Annotated in this window: 20 protein-coding genes; 4 read left to right on the plus strand and 16 right to left on the minus strand. The window is 43.4% G+C overall.

Annotation, left to right across the window (positions count from 1 at the left end):
• Positions 1-125: 125 nt before the first annotated feature.
• The 3 genes from ITJ88_RS11685 to msrB all read right to left on the minus strand — a co-directional run bounded on the left by ITJ88_RS11685 (position 126) and on the right by msrB (position 6,989).
• Positions 126-2,696, minus strand: a complete 2,571-nt coding sequence (locus ITJ88_RS11685) for a HAMP domain-containing sensor histidine kinase (RefSeq protein ID WP_195865766.1) — start codon at positions 2,694-2,696, stop codon at positions 126-128.
• 150 nt (positions 2,697-2,846) lie between these two features.
• Complete coding sequence (locus ITJ88_RS11690; RefSeq protein ID WP_195865767.1) at positions 2,847-5,744, minus strand: S8 family peptidase; 2,898 nt, start codon at positions 5,742-5,744, stop codon at positions 2,847-2,849.
• A 144-nt stretch (positions 5,745-5,888) separates the two neighbouring features.
• Positions 5,889-6,989: a peptide-methionine (R)-S-oxide reductase MsrB gene (gene msrB, locus ITJ88_RS11695; RefSeq protein WP_195865768.1), complete on the minus strand. Its 1,101-nt coding sequence runs from the start codon at positions 6,987-6,989 to the stop codon at positions 5,889-5,891.
• Positions 6,990-7,174: 185 nt separating this feature from the next.
• On the opposite strand from msrB, the gene ITJ88_RS11700 reads away from it, so the two are divergent.
• Positions 7,175-7,561, plus strand: a complete 387-nt coding sequence (locus ITJ88_RS11700; RefSeq protein ID WP_195865769.1) for a DUF302 domain-containing protein — start codon at positions 7,175-7,177, stop codon at positions 7,559-7,561.
• Between the two features lie 254 nt (positions 7,562-7,815).
• On the opposite strand, the gene ITJ88_RS11705 is transcribed toward ITJ88_RS11700, so the two are convergent.
• From ITJ88_RS11705 to ITJ88_RS11765, 13 genes are all read right to left on the minus strand, one after another.
• Positions 7,816-8,592, minus strand: a complete 777-nt coding sequence (locus ITJ88_RS11705; protein WP_195865770.1) for a sulfite exporter TauE/SafE family protein — start codon at positions 8,590-8,592, stop codon at positions 7,816-7,818.
• A gap of 51 nt (positions 8,593-8,643) precedes the next feature.
• On the minus strand, positions 8,644-8,871 hold the full coding sequence (locus ITJ88_RS11710; protein ID WP_029343316.1) for a sulfurtransferase TusA family protein: 228 nt from the start codon (positions 8,869-8,871) through the stop codon (positions 8,644-8,646).
• A 43-nt stretch (positions 8,872-8,914) separates the two neighbouring features.
• Positions 8,915-10,051, minus strand: a complete 1,137-nt coding sequence (locus ITJ88_RS11715) for an MBL fold metallo-hydrolase (RefSeq protein WP_064300580.1) — start codon at positions 10,049-10,051, stop codon at positions 8,915-8,917.
• A 35-nt stretch (positions 10,052-10,086) separates the two neighbouring features.
• A complete protein-coding gene (locus ITJ88_RS11720; protein WP_195865832.1) occupies positions 10,087-10,656 on the minus strand; it encodes a sulfurtransferase TusA family protein in 570 nt (189 codons plus the stop codon).
• 34 nt (positions 10,657-10,690) lie between these two features.
• Positions 10,691-10,987, minus strand: a complete 297-nt coding sequence (locus tag ITJ88_RS11725) for a rhodanese-like domain-containing protein (RefSeq protein WP_023466941.1) — start codon at positions 10,985-10,987, stop codon at positions 10,691-10,693.
• Positions 10,988-11,012: 25 nt separating this feature from the next.
• Positions 11,013-11,372 carry a rhodanese-like domain-containing protein gene (locus tag ITJ88_RS11730; protein WP_047391640.1) on the minus strand — a complete coding sequence of 120 codons (360 nt, stop codon included), beginning with the start codon at positions 11,370-11,372 and terminating at the stop codon, positions 11,013-11,015.
• Between the two features lie 22 nt (positions 11,373-11,394).
• A complete protein-coding gene (locus ITJ88_RS11735) occupies positions 11,395-11,874 on the minus strand; it encodes a DsrE/DsrF/DrsH-like family protein (RefSeq protein WP_195865771.1) in 480 nt (159 codons plus the stop codon).
• A 55-nt stretch (positions 11,875-11,929) separates the two neighbouring features.
• The gene (locus ITJ88_RS11740) at positions 11,930-12,193 is read right to left on the minus strand and encodes a metal-sensitive transcriptional regulator (protein ID WP_195865772.1); all 264 of its coding nucleotides are present in this window, start codon (positions 12,191-12,193) and stop codon (positions 11,930-11,932) included.
• 120 nt (positions 12,194-12,313) lie between these two features.
• The gene (locus ITJ88_RS11745) at positions 12,314-12,952 is read right to left on the minus strand and encodes a response regulator transcription factor (protein ID WP_230088835.1); all 639 of its coding nucleotides are present in this window, start codon (positions 12,950-12,952) and stop codon (positions 12,314-12,316) included.
• On the minus strand, positions 12,952-13,971 hold the full coding sequence (locus ITJ88_RS11750) for a sensor histidine kinase (protein ID WP_195865773.1): 1,020 nt from the start codon (positions 13,969-13,971) through the stop codon (positions 12,952-12,954). Before ITJ88_RS11750 ends, ITJ88_RS11745 begins: the two co-directional genes overlap by 1 nt.
• Positions 13,972-14,038: 67 nt before the next feature.
• Positions 14,039-15,418, minus strand: coding sequence for an MBL fold metallo-hydrolase (locus ITJ88_RS11755; RefSeq protein ID WP_195865774.1), 1,380 nt, complete (start codon positions 15,416-15,418; stop codon positions 14,039-14,041).
• Between the two features lie 6 nt (positions 15,419-15,424).
• Entirely contained in the window at positions 15,425-15,973 is a 549-nt protein-coding gene (locus ITJ88_RS11760; protein WP_195865775.1) for a hypothetical protein, read from the minus strand.
• Between the two features lie 11 nt (positions 15,974-15,984).
• The gene (locus ITJ88_RS11765) at positions 15,985-17,184 is read right to left on the minus strand and encodes an NAD(P)/FAD-dependent oxidoreductase (protein ID WP_336449401.1); all 1,200 of its coding nucleotides are present in this window, start codon (positions 17,182-17,184) and stop codon (positions 15,985-15,987) included.
• 175 nt (positions 17,185-17,359) lie between these two features.
• Here ITJ88_RS11765 and ITJ88_RS11770 point away from each other — a divergent pair, with 175 nt between their 5' ends.
• From ITJ88_RS11770 to ITJ88_RS11780, 3 genes are read left to right on the plus strand one after another with little or no spacing between them, the layout of a single operon-like run.
• On the plus strand, positions 17,360-18,067 hold the full coding sequence (locus ITJ88_RS11770) for a cytochrome c biogenesis CcdA family protein (protein ID WP_195865777.1): 708 nt from the start codon (positions 17,360-17,362) through the stop codon (positions 18,065-18,067).
• Between the two features lie 23 nt (positions 18,068-18,090).
• Entirely contained in the window at positions 18,091-18,789 is a 699-nt protein-coding gene (locus ITJ88_RS11775) for a response regulator transcription factor (RefSeq protein ID WP_195865778.1), read from the plus strand.
• Positions 18,776-19,846: a HAMP domain-containing sensor histidine kinase gene (locus ITJ88_RS11780; RefSeq protein WP_195865779.1), complete on the plus strand. Its 1,071-nt coding sequence runs from the start codon at positions 18,776-18,778 to the stop codon at positions 19,844-19,846. The genes ITJ88_RS11775 and ITJ88_RS11780 overlap by 14 nt, the downstream gene beginning before the upstream one ends.
• Positions 19,847-19,856: the final 10 nt, after the last annotated feature.

The raw sequence follows: 19,856 nt of genomic DNA on the forward strand, positions 1-19,856 counted from the left end.
TTATTCACTCTTTTTTTATTTTATTGAAATCTTTTTTGACAAGATTACTCGTTTTAAACATAAGAAAAAACCGTGCTCGCACCTAGCGGATTGAACACGGTTTAGTTGGAATATATCCTAGTTCTTTAACTAGAACGTCGATTCTCTTCTGTCGACTCGATTGATTCACTTAAACTGAGCGGTAACACGATGATGAAGCGACTTCCTTTGCCGACTTCAGATTCCACATGAATTACACCTTCATGCTCTTTGACGATTTCCTTACAAATCGATAACCCAAGTCCAGTCCCACCGATTCGACGTGTATCGGAATTATCAACACGATAGAATTTATCAAACAAGTGGGCAAAGGCATGGTGTGGAATCCCAATTCCTTCATCCTTCACTTCAATGATAGCTTGATCGTCTTTCGTATCGATCCAGACGTCAACACGCCCACCATCCGGAGAGTACTTGATCGCATTGTTGATCAGATTACTCATCAATTGTTTGATTCGATCCTCATCTCCTAAAATGAATGGACGATCCGGGCTGAGCAATTGCAAATGAAGATCGTGCCGTTCACTTGAAGCATCGTACAGGGATATCACTTGTTCAGTCAGGCTAAATAAATCGAGATGTGCCATTTGGTATAACTGTCCACCTGACTGCATTCGCTGAACATCTAAGAAATCCGTGACGAGGTTTGATAAGCGTTCCGTCTCGTTATGGATCGTCGCCAGATACTTCTGCTGTTTTGAGTCATCGATTTTTCGATTTAGCATCAACTCTGTAAAACCGTAAATCGACGAGAGCGGTGTTCGTAACTCATGCGATACGGTTGAGACGAGTTCTGTTTTGAGACGATCGGCTTCTGTTTCCCGGGTAATATCCCGTAAAACGAGAATGATTCCCTTCCATCCTCCGACGACGTCAATGCGTTCTGCGTAGACTTCTAAATGAGCCGTGTTATTTCGAATATCAAATCGGACCTTTTCCGGTGAAATCTCACCGGAACGAATCAACTCTAGATACGTATTAAAAGCCTCGACATCATCCACCAACTGGCGCATCACATCGATGACATATTCACTCGACGGTAACGTCCGATCTACCGTGAATTCCGATTGAAGTTCTGGAATCAATTCAAACAATGGACGGTTGACATATAACTCTCCGTTTCCATCTTCAAGATAAATGATCGCTTCCCGGATGGAGTCCAATACTTGCTCTGTCTTTTCTTTTTCTTGACGCATCCCTTCATACGAGCGCGTTCGCAGGAGCGATAACGTCATCTGTTGCGCAAACTCGCGAATATCCGTTAACTGCTGTCCTTTATAGGCAGATTTATAACGAACCAGATAGATGGCTGCAATCAATTCATGCGTTTCCGGATCTTCAATCGGAATCGTCACTTCATGCGTGCTGAATGAATACGGATGGTCTTTTTGACGCGTGACTCGTTTTTCCGATTGGACGAATTCCATCTGACGAACCGATCGATTGATGACGGACATCTCATCTTTTAGAAGGACTTTCAAATAATCCATCGTCATCCCCTTCGTCGTCGCACCTATGAACGCTCCTTCTTCATAGAGTAACAGGGCACCGTACTCCGAAGAGGTGATATCGATCATCTTTTGAACGATTGCCGGATACGATTCGACGGTTTCGCGAACAGCAAGCGCCTCTGTCAGTTCGCTACGTAATCGGAGCTTTTCCTCATTCTTTTTCGTCGTTTGATACGCTTCTTCGAGTTCTTCTTGTTGCGCTTGCAATTCTTCTTGTTGCGCGAGCAACTCTTCACTTTGCGCCTGCAACTCTTCATTTTTTCCTTGCATCGCATCCGTATGGGCATTTGTCGTCACGACCATCCGATTAAAGGCTGCGCGCAACAATCCGATTTCGTCTGGTCGTTGCTCGGCAGCTTTATCAATCTTAATCGGTTCTTTCCGTGCAAGTTTTTGATTATCGTCGATTAAGCGTAGTAATTGTCGTGTCATCCGGCGAAGGAACGGGTGCACGAAGAGAAGGATGAAGGCGATGAGAACAACGATACTCGAGATCCAAATCCATTGTGACTTTGCCACTTCACTCCGCAGTTCCCCAACAGCCGTTTCTTGTTGTTGGCTGAGATTCGTGCGGTATTCATTAAGTGCGGCAGATGCTTTTTCAATATCTGGCGTAATATCAATCGAACCGTCCGCTGTCGGCTTCAACCGTCCTTGTTCAACAAGTCGTTTCGCAATCGGTAAGGAAAACAGACTATCTCCTTGTAAAAAGTCCTCATTGATCCGATTCGCCTTTTTTTCATTGACGTAAGACTGGGTCAACGGGAACAAGGCGTCATAGTATAACTCATATAAATTCGTCATTTGCGCTGCGAATTCTTCTTCTTCATCCGTTTTGGCGTTTCGCATGAACCAATCTGTCTCACTTTTGATATCTGTTCGGAGCGCTTGGATTTCATCAAACCGTTCCTGATTACCAAAAATGACGAATCCGCGTAAACCGAACTGAACCGTTTGCCAATTGTCCCACAAATCATTGGCTCGGCGATTTTGTTCACTGATCGTCTCGAGATTCTGTTTTGATGTTTCGATTCGTCCTTCCATGTAGTCATAGACAAAGAACGAAGTAATCGATACTACGATCAGTACCGCATAAAAAACAGTCAGCAGTTGCCGACCGATTCGTCGCCGAATCCAATTCACCATGAATGTATCCTCCTCATCATTCGTTGAATGATGCTTTTTCATTTGTTTCTATAGATTTAATATAATAGAAACGCTTTCGAAGCAACAGCTAGGATATCCAAAAAAAGACCTTTTCTCGGAATGTACCCGAAAAAAGGTCTTTCTACCCTCTTACTTTTTCGCTTTCTTCACTGTCACAGAAGTCACAGGGCTAACTTGACCACGTGTATTCTTAACGTAGACGGAAAGCTTTGCTTTTGCTTTTTGCTTCGGAATTTTGACAGAATAGTTACCTTTTGCAGAAACCGTTCCTTTTCCGATGACTTTTTTCTTCGCATCTTTTACATAAACATTCAATTTCTTTTCAGCTGTACCGGTTACTTTCGTTTGTCCGGCATAGACGGATTTCACTTTCGGTGCTGCTGGGGCTGGTAGGACTTTTACGATCGTCGGTTTACTTGTGCGTTTAGCAATATCCGTCACTGTGACGATCAAGCTTGAACCACCGACTTGTTTTGGTAATTTCGCACTGAAGTGACCTTTTGCATCCACTTTTGCTGTGGCGATTTTCTTTTGTTTCGCATCTTTGACAGTAATCGTACCGCCAGCGAGAGCTGTACCTGTCATTTTCGTCGCACCAGCAAGAACTGGTTTGACCTTCGGTGCTTTTGGCGCTTTTCCTGGAAGGACTTCTGTCCGTTCCGACGTGACGTCTAGTCCATTCGCATAGCGAACCGTCAAGACCGTCTTTTGATTTTGACGCGGAATCTTAACGCTGTATTTTCCTGCTTGAGCTGTTGTCGTAGCTAGCTTTTTGTTCGTTGTTGTTTCTTTACCATTCTTATCTTTCGTTACGAGTGCTGCCCATACTTCAACTTTCGTTCCTGTCTTGACTGTTCCAGAGACAAACAATTGGTTATCGTAGACGTCATTGACATTCCCGTTCAAGTTCAACTGAGAAATCGCACGTGGAATACTGACCTTTCCGTATCCAGAGACTGGGCTGACGTAAGCCGGGAATTCAGGTTCCATCTTCTCCCCGTCTTCATCTTCTTCGAAGTCGAACCAGTCGTTTGGATTTTCAAACGCAAGTGGCTCTGCACTCTTACGCAAAATCTGTTCGATTTGTGTTGGTGTCAGTTTCGGGTTCAGTGACTTCAAGATTCCCGCTACTGCTGCAACGTGTGGCGAAGCCATACTTGTTCCATCCATATATACTGTGTTACCGTCTGGAATCAAACTAGCGACTTTTGATCCTGGTGCCACGACATCAAGTCCGATACCGTAGTTCGAATAATCAGCAACCATTCCGAGTGGGTTCGTCGCCCCAACAGAAATCGCATATTCCGAGTTCGCTGGGTAACCGACCATCATGTCGTAGTCGTTTCCTGAAGCTGCAACGACCGTAACACCATGATCTGCTGCATATTTCATCATATAAGCCATCGTCCGGCTCTCACCGCCACCAAGACTCATGTTGATGACTTTGGCGCCATGATCGACTGCATATTTAATCCCGAGTGCGATCGCGTCTGTTTCTCCTTCGCCGTTTGCATTCAAGACTTTAACCGGCAGGATTTGTGCCGATTGATGAATCCCTTGGATACCATAATCGTTGTTCATCGTTGCTGCGATGACGCCTGCCACGTGTGTTCCGTGACCGTTGTCATCAATCGCATCCCCGTCTCCGTTGACGGAAACGTAGTTCTTTTCATTTGCGATGTCAACTTTTCCTTGTAAGTCCTTTAAGCGATAATCAACACCTGTATCGATGACTGCAATCTTCACAGGCGCTAACTTCTTCGTTCCAAAACGCTGTTGGAATGCTTCAAAACCGATTCCAACGTTATCGAATTGCTCGAAGACGGTCTTTTTATTGACGGCCCATTGATAATCGAAGTTGATATCATTCGTCGCCCGGTACGTCTGAACTTTTTCAACGTACTCGACCGCTGACGAACGGTTGAGTGATTGTTTTAATGCTGCCGCTGATTGTCCTTTGACCGTTGGATCTTCCGTTACGATGACGAAGTCTCCCGCATTACCAAGAGATAAACGTTCCACATCATTTGCTTGAACACCTGCAATCTTCATTGAACGGTTCATCTTACCTGGTTTTAATTTAACGATGTAACGTGTTGCTTCTTTTGATTGAATGTTCATACCCATTGACTTGAATGTCTCGCTTAACGAACTACCGCTTAATGTAGAGACATCCATTTTGTTGGCATATCCATCAATCTCTTCCGCAATCACGGCAGGAGATGCGTCACGTGATAATTTGTAGAGACGATCGACAGCTTGTTGATCGGCTTTCGTCAACGTGTACGATGTTCCACGTACGAGTGCCTCCATTGCCGGCTTCAATGTTTTTAAATCTTCATATGCTTGTTGACGCTTCTCTTTATTGAATAAAAGCGTTTTGACGACGTAAGGAGACGCTTTGTAGTAAAGCGATGTTAAAGCACGTCCTGCATCCGATTGGCTCAACACTTGCTTTTGGATCGAGTGCATGAGTGCAAGCATCGGCTTTTCTTCTTTTGTTTGTTTGAGTGCTTCTTCTGCCATACAGCTGATGTCATTGATCGGCTCATACTCGACAGGCAATTTGACATTGTTATACGTCAATTTAACATGAGCAGCTTTCGTCGTCTTACCTTCTTCGATGTTCGGGTAATATTCGACTTTGACATAATACGGTCCATCCCATGCATATGGAACAGCTAATTTCGTCAGATTTTTTTCATCTGACTCCGCTTCTGTCCGGTAACGATCAAACGTATCGTCTTCCGCAGCCATCGCTTCACTCGGATACGCCGTTACTTGAACAGGTTGATCCGTATCGATCGATAGTTCGAAGTGTGAAGCGGTCTTTTCTACACCCGCTTCATGGTTGACGCGGTACCAATATGTATTTTTTTCTTCCGTTCCTGTTTCAAGCGTCGTCTCTTGTCCTACTTTCAAGAGCGTTGCTTTAGCAAGGGCCGTTTCTGCCTTTGCTGTCGTAGGTCCTACTCCAAGCGTCAAAATCAGACAGCTCAGCATGACCCAAATCATCAGTTTCTTCACAGATGTTCCTCCTTCAAGATCGATGTACTTTATCTTGATTATAAACAGGATATGGATAAAATGGATATTTATTTTATGGATGTATCTTACAATTTTGAAAGGAAAGGCATCCGATGCATATGAGCACCGGATGCCTTTTAATGATTATTTAAAATCTGCTACATATTCACCGTATCCTTCTTGTTTCAAGTCCTCTTTCGGAATAAAACGTAAAGCGGCTGAGTTCATACAATACCGAAGCCCTGTTGGCTCTGGACCATCCGAGAAGACATGTCCGAGATGGGCATTTCCATGACGACTCCGGACTTCCATCCGTTTCATGCCGATTGAAAAGTCACTTTTCTCAATGATATTACCTGGCTCGAGTGGTTTCGTGAAACTCGGCCATCCTGTCTTCGAATCATATTTATCGTTTGATGAAAACAATGGTTCGCCAGAAATCAGATCGACATAGATACCGTCTGCTTTCAAATCGTGATACGGATTATCAAACGCCGGCTCCGTCCCATCTTCTTGTGTCACCTTGTACTGGATGTCGGTTAATTTCTTTTTGATTTCTGCGTCTGATAATTTTGGATAGGTTGGAAGATCAAGTTTGGGTTGATCGTTCCAGTAACGGTTGATGAACTCGTCGCGTCCAGAAGCTGCTCGGTAAAACTTATATTTCTTTTCACTCTTCAAATAGTAGTCTTGATGATACGCTTCCGCTTCATAAAAAGGACCTGCCGCAATCAACGGTGTGACGATGTTATCATCGAAGACTTGTTGTTTCTCTAAATCTTGTTTCGATTGCGCTGCGATTTCTTTTTGTTTCTCATTCGTATAGAAAATCGCCGTCGTATAAGACTCACCACGGTCGACGAATTGACCATCTGCATCCGTCGGATCAATCTGGCGCCAGTAGACATCCAACAATTGCTTGTACGAGATGACGTTCGGATCAAATGTGATCAATACAGCTTCCCGATGACCTGTCGTCTCCGCTGACACTTGATTATACGTCGGATTTTCAACATCACCGCCTGTATAACCAGAAATGACGGACTTGACTCCTTTTAACTCTTCGAACGGGGGTTCCATACACCAGAAGCATCCGCCAGCTAAAATCGCTGTTTCTTCCGGTTGATAACTTAATTCCTTACTGCCGCTTGATTTTGCCTGCTGTTGCTGGAACACGAAGTATCCCCCGACCATGATGACGATGAGACCGATGACTGATACAATCGTCCACATTCGTTTCTTCATCTCCCTTCGCCTCCTTTATTTAGCTTACGTCGCATGACGTCTATTGGATGTTCTTTTATTTAACTGTACCGCGCTCATGCCGTCTTGTCGTAGCATGTGCTCAAACGGAGCACATTGGATCTTTCGGATTAAAGAAGTTCAATCAGGGAATATACTATACATCAAAAACACCAGGAGGGGTATTTATGTTTGATTACACTGTAACGTCACATCACGATTTGGATCACGTCATGTCTCAACTGAAGCAAGCTCTCTCAGAGGCATCGTTCGGTGTCTTATGGGAGTTTGATTTAGCAAACAAATTCGAAGAAAAAGAGCTCTCTTTTAATGAAAGTTATCATATTTTAGAGGTATGCCAACCAAAAGAGGCGCACCGCGTCGTTTCTCATGACTTACGGGCCGGTTACTTTCTTCCGTGTAAAATCGTCGTCTATACCGAGAAAGGACAAACGAAAGTCGGAATGCCAAAACCAACTGCCTTGATGGACTTAGCAGACGAGGCAGCACTTCAAACTGTCGCAAAAGAAGTCGAACATACGTTACGACACGTAATTGATCAGTCCGTACAATAAAAAAGGGACTGACTCAAAAGTCGGTCTCTACAAAGATAAGGGTGGCAGAATGATGCTCTGCCACCCTTATCTCATAACAAAAAGAATGACGCGTTTCACGCCACTCCTACAGGAACAAGCGCATTCATGCGCTGTCAGAGACGAACAAGACCCGCTTTCCTGCTTGAATGAAGCAGGAAAACTGGCTTGTGTCTCGCCTGAGGAAAGGGTGTGAAAAGACGCGTCATTCTTTTTTGAGTCAGCCTCTCTTTTGTTCACAGGATGTCGATCCAAATCTTCACAGCTGTCGCTAAAATCAGGACAGCAAGAATGACTTGGAGAATCTTCGTGTTCATCTTCTTCCCGGCGATTGCGCCAAGTGGTGCTGCAATTAAACTAGCAACGACCATGATTGCCGCAGGACCCCAGTCGACTTGCCCGGTCGTGATTTTACCGACCGTTGCGCCGATCGACGAAATGAACGTGATCGCTAATGACGAAGCAATCGTCATCCGAGTCGGGATTTTCAAGAGGACGAGCATGATCGGGACGAGTAAAAAGGCACCTGCCGCACCGACGATTCCGGCTCCGACACCTACGATGAATGCCGATACCGTCGCAATGGTTTTGTTGAACTGGACCTGATCAAGTGGAATGTCGTCGATTCCCTTTTTCGGAACGAACATCATGACCGCTGCCGTTAACGCAAGAACACCATAGACGATGTTGATCGTGTCTTCAGCCAGGATATTTGAACCATACGCACCGATGAAGCTACCAATTAAAATCGATCCCCCCATGTAGACGATCAATGATTTATTCAAATAACCGCCTTTTCGGTAAGCCCAGACGCCACCAATCGTTGCAAAAAAGACTTGAATCGCACTGATTCCTGCAACCTCATGGGCAGAAAATGCTGCAAAGCCGAGTAGCGGCGGGATATACAATAACATCGGATATTTAATGATTGAACCGCCAATTCCTAACATTCCTGAAATGTAGGATCCGACAAATCCGATTAAGAAAATCGTCACGATAAAACCGAATTCCATCGTTTATCACTCCTTAAAAAAGAGAGCCGTAAATCAGCTCTCTTTTCGAAATTAACCTTTTTGAATCCAGAATTTTAGGACACTTGCTTCTTCTTCGTGTTTGACGAGTTCATGACCACCTGATGTCGCCCACGCTTGAAGATCATTTTTTGCCCCTTTATCCGTTGCATGGACTTCAAGGATTTGACCTGATTCGAGTCCAGCGATGGCTTTTTTTGTTTTTACGATTGGCATCGGACAAGCAAGTCCTTTTGCGTCGAGTACGAGTTCTGATTTCATGTTGTATTCCTCCTGAATGATTTGATATTCGTTATGCGTCGGTTTAGCGTACCGCACAGCGGTTCGGTCCGACTTCCATTTCCCGTTGTGTTTCAAGATCGGGTGTCTGTTTCCCCATGTTTGTTTCACGGATATCTTGATATGCGTTCGGTTGTGGCGGCAGGTTCTCTGTGACCATCTTCCGGAATGTTGCTTCATCGTCGATGTTGAGACCATGATTGTTCGCAAGCAAGATGCTTAATTTTTCCGCTACACTACCATCCGTGTTCAATTCTTCAATGATCATGAAATGTGCCGGTAAGACGATGAGTTCTGGTGAAAGATCACGATACGTGTTGTAGAGCGAATCGCGTAAGTCACCGACCCAGTCTTCCGCGAGACCGGCTAAATCCGGACGACCAATCGAGTCGATGAACAAGATATCACCCGTCAATAAATAACGCTGATCGACGATGAATGAAGTCGATCCAATCGTATGTCCTGGGGAATAAAGAGCGCGTACTTCAATCGCTGTATCCCCTACTTGAACCGTACTACCGTCTTCAAGTGGTGCATAATCGAATGTGACATCCGTCGCATCTTTTGGCGGCAACCAGTATGTCGCGCCTGTTTTTTCGGCGATGTCGCGTCCTCCAGAAATATGATCCGCGTGAAGATGTGTATCAAACACATGCTTAATCGTGACGTTGCGTGATGCGGCATAATCCAAATACACATCCGTCATTCGTGTCGCGTCGATGAGTACGGCCTCTCCTTCTGAGATGACCATATACGAGAGACACCCTTTACCGATTCGAACGAACTGAACGACTTCGCCTTGATCAGTTCCTGTTTCGTTCAGCGTTCCGAGTGAAATCGGTTCTAGATGTTCACTCCATGCTTTCATACCGCCTGACAGATACGATACGTCTCGTCCTGCTTCTTCTAGCATGTCGGCGACGAAAATCGATGAACCTTCTTTTGCGCAAACGACGAGAACATCCTGATCCGTCGGAAGCTGATCGAGAATCTCCTCGACACCATCCAACAATTCAAAATACGGAATGTTGAGGTACTTGAAGTTCTCTCCTTCGATTTTCCAATCTTGAAACGCATCCTCATTCCGGACATCTAAGATGAACAGAGACTCACGTCCAATGATTTTTTTTGTAACTTGTGCGGCTGTCATTGCTTGTGCCATATCTACTCGTTCCTCCTCTACTTTACGCTGTTGTATTATTTCTCTGAAACGAGTGTCGTCGTCTCAGACGCCCATTCCTGCATACCCGGTACGACATTGTGCACCGTATACCCCTTGTCACTGAGCTGTCGGCATGCCAAGTCACTTCGGCTACCTGTCCGGCAGATGACATAAATCGTCTGATTTGAATCCAGTTCTGCATGGCGTGTCTCCAGTTCGCCTAACGGAATATTGATGGCTCCCGGTACATGGGCGAAGGCATATTCTGCTTGTTCACGAACATCAAGCACCGTGATCGAGTCGTCTTGGCGTGCTGCTTCGACTGTTGCGTTATCGACGGTTTGAGCGAATGCTGCTGGTTCCGTGACATCACCTGTTGATTTCCGAACGTAATGACGGAGTACTTCGCCTTCTTCAATCGTGCCTAAATAATGATTGCCGGTGCTGTTTGCCCAGGCACGGAGATCTGCAGTTGATCCTTTATCCGTCGCCTGGACTTCGATGACTTGTCCCGGTTCTAACGTCTTGATCGTTTTTTTCGTCCGAACGATCGGCATCGGACAAGCGAGACCTTTGGCGTCCAATACGATATCTGATTTAATCATAGTCATACAATTCGCTCCTTTACGGTGTGGGGTATTATTTTGTTTCGCCTTCGTACGACATCATGCCGCCATCCATGTTCGTCACGTCATATCCTTGTCCTTCGAGATATGTCGTTGCGCGACCACTGCGCGCACCAGAACGGCATACCATGACATACTCTTTTTTCTTGTCGAGTTCGTTCATCTTGAATTCAATCAATCCGAGTGGAATATGGATCGCTCCCGGAATCATTCCTTCTTTGACTTCATCAACTTCCCGGACATCAATGACGTTTAGTTGTTCACCACGTTCGATTTTTTCCTGTACTTCTGTTGCTGTCATGCGTTTCATGTTCAATTCCTCCTCTTGATTCGATTTAGCGCCATGCATTCATTCCGCCACGGACTTCCGTGACATTTGAATAACCGGCTTTTTTTAGTACTTTGACGGCTTGTTTGCTTCGCATCCCGCTTTGACAGATGACGAGCACTTCTTTGTCTTTCGGGATTTGATTCAGTTGACTGTTTAGCGTTTGTAACGGAATGTTCTTAAATCCTTTGATGTGATTGCCTTTGAATTCTGCCGGTGTCCGAACATCGAGATAAAATCGTTTGCGGTCGTTTAGTAACGGCTTCAGTTCCGTGGTCGACACTTGCTTGACGCCTTTTGTTGGGGCGAACATCTTATAAGCAAGATAGCCGACGACGAGCAACAAGATAATCGATAGTACATCCATGCGTCATTCCTCCTTCAGATCATTAGATGAATAGATTGACGTTTCCGTCCTCCGCATCGGCGAGGTAAGCGGCAACACCTGCATACTCAATCCCGTCGTGTAATTCTTCCTGTTTCAAACCGAGTAAATCCATCGTCATCGTACAGGCGACGAGTTTGACATCCTGTTCTTTCGCTAATTCGATTAAGTCTGGAAGCGGCATCGCATTGTGCTTCTTCATGACGTTTTTAATCATTTTTTGACCTGCACCACCGAAGTTCATTTTCGAGAGTGGCATCTTATCGGCACCGCGCGGCATGAACTTACCGAACATCTTCTCAAGAAATGTTTTATCCGGCTGGATCGGTTCATCCTTACGCATCGCATTCAAACCCCAGAAGGTATGGAAAATCGTGACTTCGTGATCGTATGCGGCTGCACCGTTGGCAATGATATAAGCTGCCATGACTTTATCGTACTCTCCACTAAATAAAACGATGGTTGTTTTTTTCGTATCTGACATGAACGTAATTCCTCCAAGTTTTTACCCTAAGGGGTATATTAATTCGTAAAAAATTTTATCTGCTTTTCATTAAGAGTTGAACAGCCTCTGCAACGGCTTGTTCATGATTTTCCGTCGCATCATCCTGACGGACACAGTCGATCAAGTTTTCACTGACGACGAGACCGATGACGCGATCGATTGCACTACGTGTAGCGCTCAGTTGTGTGACGACATCCTTACAAGACGCCTCTTGTTTCATCATTCGAACGATTCCGTGGATTTGTCCTTCAATCCGATTCATCCGATGAATGATGCGATCTTCATAACCGTTTTCCATATGAAGTCCATCTCCTTTTTTAAATGTGACATACGTCATACCTCGTTGGTACATTTCATACAATAATACCTACAGGGGTATAAGTCAACCGATAAAGTTCATTTTTTTATTTAGAGAATCTCAAAACTCTATAAAATCGTTTTTCAAAGCAAAGCGTACAAGCTCGTGTTTATGTTTCAATTGCAACTTCATCATGACTCGTGCTTTATGATTCTCAACCGTTTTCGGGCTGATGACAAGTTTATCGGCAATCTCAATATTCGTGTACCCTAGTACTGTCAATCGAACGATTTCTACTTCCCTTCGTGATAAGTGTCTTTTTTGTTTAGACCCTTCTAAAAGATGTTGTAATTCTTCCTCAGGCATAGAGGTTTGATAATAGATCTTTCCAGCAAATACCCGTTTAATCGCACTACTCAATTCAGAAATATCGCTATTTTTCGAGAGATACCCTGGTATGTGATATTCAATAGCTTTTTGAATATAGACCTCTTCGTCATGCATCGTCAGCAATATGATCTTAGAATGTGGTACTTCTTCATGAATCGCCCTACTAGTGACGAACCCGTCTAATCCACCAGGCATCGTCACGTCCAGTAAAATGACATCCGGTTGATACTTGATCGCAAGACGGATGGCTTCCCCACCTTCTTCAGCTTCCGCTACGACTTGAAGACTCTCATCTTTTTCTAACAATAATCGTAAACCATTTCGAATTAAGACATGATCATCGACAATGAGCAATCGAATGGATTCCATCACTCTAACGCTCCCTTCTTTAACCATCGAATCTGAATTTCGGTCCCCTTGTTAGGATGGCTTGTCATACTTGCATCTGCATGAATCGTTGAAGCTCGCTCTTGGATATGTTGCAAGCCCAGCCCATCCTGATGATGTGTGATGTCAAAGCCCCGTCCATCATCATGAATAATAAGCTCCACTTCTTCACGAGTATCATTGAGTTTTACTTTGATCTGTTTCGGATCTGCATGCTTCAAACTATTCGTAATGGCTTCTTGCACAATTCGATACAGATTGATTTCTACTATTGAATCATAACGGGAGGTGACAACATTTGTTTGGAAGGAAAAATGCACTCCCGGTTTTTGCTTTTGAAATCCAGTCACTAGACTTTCAAGAGCTACGATTAATCCAAATTGATCAAGTTCGAGTGGTCGAAGTTGTTTTGAATATAACCTTAGATCGGACATGACTTTTTTCATTTCAGCGGATACCTCATCTAAATAACGCGCCGTCTTTTGATCAAATGCATATGCCTTCAAAGAATCCAATGCAATGGATAATCCGAATAAAGATTGACCGACACCATCATGCAATTCCATTGCCAGACGCTTGTGTTCTTCTTCCCTGGCCGCAATCAATTGTTGTACCATTCTTTGACGCAGTTCATGTTCTTGTTGCTTTTTACGCTCGGAGAAATCACGTAAAACAAGTAGATAATATGTTTCACCAAGTATTGCATTTTGAAGAATTTTGGCTGTACTCATCTCAACGTCAACAAGCTCTCCTGAATAGGTCGGCATCTCGGATGAAAAGTAAGGAGATCGTTCATGTGTAACGAGATAGCATCGCTCTTGATCAGGTTCAATGTTTCTTTTCTGACAGAATGAGCAATAAGGAACTAGACCACCCAAACGCCATCCCGTCAAATTCTCAGCAGATGGATTTAATGCAACAATCCTCCGCTTCTGATCCATGACGATGATGCCATCTTGAATTGCCTGAAAAATTTCTTGTCCAAACTGCTCAATTTCCATCAGAAAACACGCTCCTTATTAAAAACGACCATGTCTTACTAGACACAGTCGTATAATTAGTCTCATTTTACGATTGGACGACTGGTTTGTCAGCCGTTTTCCAAGCTTGATATCCACCTTTTAAGTTGTAGACATTCTCGAATCCAGCTCGCTTCATCAGGCTTGTTGCGATCGATGAGCGGGCACCTGATTGACATTGCATGACAATCGGTTTGTCTCTTGGAATCTTTTGCATTTCTTTTTCAAGATTTCCGAGCATCAAATGATGAGCACCTTCGATATGACCAGCTTCCCATTCCGATTGATTTCGAACATCGATTAAATAGACCGCTTCTTCGTCCAATTTTTCTTGTAACTCAGCCGTATCGATTTCTGGATAATGTTCAGGAAACGACAGATCATCCACGTCGACATATCCGACGACTCGATCAATTCCAATGGATTGAAGTGCTGTTCGGACAGCTTCAACTTGATCAGTCGAAGCAATCAATAGAATATCTTCATCGTATGGCAATAACCATCCTGCCCAATTCGTAAAAGCTTTATTAAACGGAATATTCAACGTACCTTTAGCATACCCCTTACGGTACAAGTTTGCAGGACGTACATCAAGAATGACGTATTTTTCTTGAAGTTCTGTTCGATGTGGCAAAGGAGGTGTTTCTCCCATGACAGCAGGTCCTACTTTGTTGACATGTTTCATCATTGCGAAGTAACGCGGTGGTTCCGGCTGCCCGGATAACAATTCCTCTACGAATCTACTTTCATCCTTGATCATAAGTGCCCAGTTATTTTGTTTCTCGTACCCGACAGTAGACATAGGAACAGCACCCAATGACTTTCCACATGCACTGCCTGCTCCATGTCCTGGCCAAACTTGAAGATAATCCGGCAGATTTCGGAAACGTTCTAATGAATGAAACATCTGTGTCGCACCGTTTGTAGCCGTTCCTTCAATTCCCGCTGCTTTTTCTAACAAATCAGGACGCCCCACGTCACCTACAAAAACAAAGTCACCTGTAAAAATCCCCATCGGTACTTCTGAACCTCCACCTTCATCTGTAAGAATGAAGCTGATATGTTCTGGTGTATGACCCGGCGTATGCACTACATCAAATCGAACATTCCCAATGTAGAATCGATCTCCGTCTTTGAGTAGTACTGCTTTCTTTTTTGTTTCGTACTGATAGGACCAGTCTGTTCCACCTTCGTTTGATAGGTACAATTGAACATCTTGTTGTCCCAATTCCCGTGCCCCTGAAACGAAATCAGCATGAATATGTGTTTCAGTTGCTGCTGTAATCTTTAGTCCTTCTGCTTTAGCAATTTCATGATACTGGTCAACATCTCTTGCCGGATCAATCACGATGGCTTCACCTGTTTTTTGGCAACCCACTATATAAGAAAATTGAGCTAAATTCGAATCAAAACATGAACGGAAAAACATGATTCCTCATCCCCTTTTCTTTCGATTCAACATGATCGTCTCTAACAAACTTTCAACATACAAGAACATGTCTTTCCAGATCGGGTGGGTTAACAAACGCCAAATCCGTCGTAACGACAACTTTTGCTTTTTATTTTTCTTAGCTTCATACAATCGATTGGTATCAGAAAGAACCGGAATACGCGGTCGGGTATTTAATAGATCGTGCATCGTTCTTTCATCTTCGAGAACTGCCTTCACGAATAATAGACCAGACACGCTTTGTTTTGCGACAGGAGCTACTTCGGGAAGTAAGCGTGCAATCTCTAGTAACGCATCGATATGTGCTTTCGTTAAACCCGTCTGACGTATTTTTTGCTCTGCTTCTTTCATATAAGGAAGAATTGTCGTTTTATCCTGTAAGACATGTTCTGCAAAACTCACACTTTTTTCTAATTGCTCAAGTCGTTCTACAAGCAAAGGTAAATCTCGTAATAACTGTGCGAGTGCTTCTTGTTGTTCCGGTTCTTGCAGTAATGCTTCAACTGGATTCGGTGGTTTCATGTCAGTACCCATGCTCTTCCTCCTCACATCAGACCTTTTAGCATCCCATCCCAATAAAGGACAGGTAGGAAATGTTTTTTAACTAAAAACATAGATAAGCGCTCTTCTGATTGATCGATCGGGAAACTTTCAGCTGGTTCTTTTTCATAGTCGAACTCTGCCATGACAAGACTGTTATATCCGGTTACAAGCGGACACGATGTGTAACCATCATATTCTGCTTTAGTATGGTTTTGATGTTCCATGAAGCGGATTAAGTTTTCGACTACGACAGGTGCCTGTTTTCGGATAGCAGCCCCTGTTTTAGATGTCGGCAGATTAGAACAATCACCCAACGCGAAAATATTTTCGTAACGATCATGCTGAAGTGTTTTTGAATCAATATCTACCCATCCTGAGGCGTCCGTGACCGGACTATCTTTTAAGAAATCCATCGGCCCCATCGGTGGTGTGACATGGATTAAGTCGAAGTGATGTGTAAATCGTTCTTTTGTTTCTAGATTTTCAAAAGTAGCAACGTGGTTCGGTCCATCAATGCTAACGAGTTCAGTTTTGAAATGTGTTTGAATCTGTTTCCGTTTTACGACCTCGTTCAGTGTCTTTTCATAACGCGGTACTGCAAACATATTAGGCAATGCCGTCATAAAATGAACGGACGACTTGTTTCGTATATTGTGTTGAGCAAAATATTCCTCTGCTAGATACATGATTTTTTGAGGTGCACCTCCACATTTAATTGGGGTACTTGGCATTGTAAATAGTGCTTCGCCGCCTTTGAAGTGAGAAATGGCATCCCAGGTAGAAGAAACCGTTTCATACGAATAGTTACTACACACACCATTCTTTCCGATTGTTTCAACTAGTCCGGGAACATCTTTCCAATTCAATTGAATACCTGCCGCGATGATAAGATAGTCATAATGAACAGTCGTTCCTTGAGTAGTTAGTAGTTCATTCTTTTCAGGTGCAAAAGTTTGTACCGATTCTTGCAACCACTCTGCGCCTTCAGGAATCAAGGAAGACATGGGACGCGCTGTCGTCTCTTTTCGAACATCACCAGCACCGACCAAAGTCCATAAAGGTTGATAATAATGCTCCTCTGCAGGATCAATCAATAAAATATGCCCTTTTAATGCCGGACGCTTACGTAATAGTTGTGCGACCGCAGTAATACCTCCCGATCCCGCTCCGACGACTGCAATTCGTGCTGTTCGATTATCCACTCTCATATCCCCCTTCAAATATGTTCCAGTACACTTCCATCTTAATGAAAACGGTATCAAGGAGATATAGGGGAATTCCCCTAAGTTCCTGTGATACCGCTCACAGTATTTTCTTTATTCTTCATCATCCCTTAACATTAAGCCGACATGCTAGTTCAAGAAAGAGGTGCATAGTATGTCGAATATTACGATTTGGATTGCTTTTTTTGGTGGAATGGCGTCCTTTTTTTCACCCTGTATCTTCCCGCTCCTACCGGCGTATATCAGTCATCTAACCGGAGGACAAATTAAAAATTCAGCCGTTGTCGTCAATCGCAAGCTTCTATTTATCCGATCACTTGGATTCATTGTTGGTTTCAGTCTGATTTTTATTGCATTCGGTGCATCAGCTAGCTTCGTAGGTCAACTGTTGACTGATTACCGTCTTTGGCTCATGCAATTGTCAGGTCTTCTCATCATTCTTTTCGGATTACATACGGCGGGATGGCTAGAGATAAAGTGGTTAATGTATGAGAAACGATTGCATGTCGAAAAACCCTCGAATGGATTTTTTAGTTCTACCGTGATTGGTATGGCATTCGCCAGTGGCTGGTCACCGTGTGTCGGTCTGTCTTTATCAACAATCCTATTGTTAGCGGGTAACAGCGACACATTCTCTCAAGGAATTGGAATGCTGGTTGCTTATTCAATAGGAATGGCTGTTCCCTTTCTCGTGTTGTCTTTTGTCATCTCGTATTCATTGGCATTCTTACGCTTGATCAACCGACAACTCGGAAAAATTGCTTTATTTAACGGTATGCTAATGGTCGCATTAGGGTTTCTTGTTCTGAGTGGTCAACTGCAAAAAATCAGCGCCTGGCTTGCACGTTATTCTCTATTTTGATAGTTGAAAAGGTGAAATTTAATATGATAAATCAAGAGCTAATCGGTAAATCTGTGTTAATCGTCGAAGATGATGCAAAAATTAGAGAATTGCTGAAAATTTATCTTCTGCAAGAAGGATACGAAGTACTAGAAGCAGCTGATGGACTAGAAGGAAAGAGAATGATTGAAGATTACGATCCATGTATCGTTCTTCTTGATTTGATGTTACCTAAGCTGAACGGAGAAGAACTCTGTTACTGGATTCGAGAAGAATTCAAGAGTTTGATGCCGATCATTATGATTACAGCAAAAGTCTCTGAAAAGAGTAAATTGGAGGGATTTGCTCTAGGAGCAGATGATTATATCGTGAAACCGTTCAGTCCTGCGGAAGTCATGAGTCGCATCGCAGCTGTTTTGAGACGAACGGCTAGTCGTTGCGGAAAATTAAGTTTCACGGGTTTTCTGTTGAAGCCATTAAAAGGACAAGCGTTTATCAATGGACAAGAGTTGAAACTGACGTCCTTCGAATTTAAATTACTGCATATTTTGATGCAACATCCGAATCAAATTCTGACACGTACCCAATTACTCGATCATATTTACGCTACACAGGAAAAAGAAGTCAACGATCGAACGATTGATGTTCATATTCGTCACTTACGTCATAAAATCCGTGAACAAACCGATTATTCATACATTCTAACGGTCAGAGGAATGGGGTATAAATTTGTCAGTTCATAAACCATCGACGTACTCTTTATTTTCCCGTATCTTCACGCTGCAGGCAGCTTTTACACTATCACTGATTATGATTACCGGTTTTTCATTAACGCAATACGCCTGCTATTCAGTGAATGAGCGGCAACTTTCAGGATCGGTCCTTACTTCAACGCTTTACTCATATTTTTTAATAATAGGTGTACTGCTTGCTTCTGTCAGTTTCGTGTTTCACTATCTTTCCATTCGCCGTTTGTTAAAACCAATCCGACAACTGTCGCAAGCGACGCATCAATTTGAAGAAACACGTCATGTAGGTATGCTTCCTTACTCTACTAGTCCGGACATAGAACATTTGATTCAGACATTTGATCAAATGAGTCGCACGATTAAACATTCTGAAATGACGAAGGACTTATTTCTACGTGATTTGTCTCATGATTTACGTACTCCATTGACGACTTTAAGCGGGTATTTGGAAGCACTTCAGCACAATACCATAAGTGGCTCATCAACTCTTTATGCCTCTTTAGGGGAGGAGACCCAACGAATGATTCGATTATTGAATCAGCTCGATACGTTACAAAAAACTGAACTTCCGGTTTCTGCATCCTCGAGCGAATCATTTTCTTTACAAGAAACGTTCGAAGAGATATTTGCCGCCTATTCCCCTTCATTTCGTACTATTTTCAAGTCCATCACAATCGAGATAGAAGATCTTCTACTGAATCATCGAAGAGAAGATTTCATCCAGATGATAACTAATCTGTTTCAAAATATCGTAGATTATAACACTGGTACGACTTTATTAATTCAAGGCACCTCAATGCCTCAAGGGTACCAATTATCGTTTACGCACCAAGGTCAGTTCATAGCACAACATGAAAAAGAACTGATCTTCGAACAATTCTACCGTTGCGATGCCTCTAGATCCTCACCCTCACGTAGTGGCTTAGGTCTCTCGATCGTGCGAAAAATTTTATATGCACAAAATGGAACAATCACGTTGAATACAGACGGGTACGTTCACTGCTTTTCTATACAATTTGATTTAACTTCATCAACGCTTAACAAAGGATGAACAGACTATC

The organism is Exiguobacterium abrahamii (assembly GCF_015645365.1).
Classification (GTDB): Bacteria; Bacillota; Bacilli; order Exiguobacteriales; family Exiguobacteriaceae; genus Exiguobacterium_A; species Exiguobacterium_A abrahamii.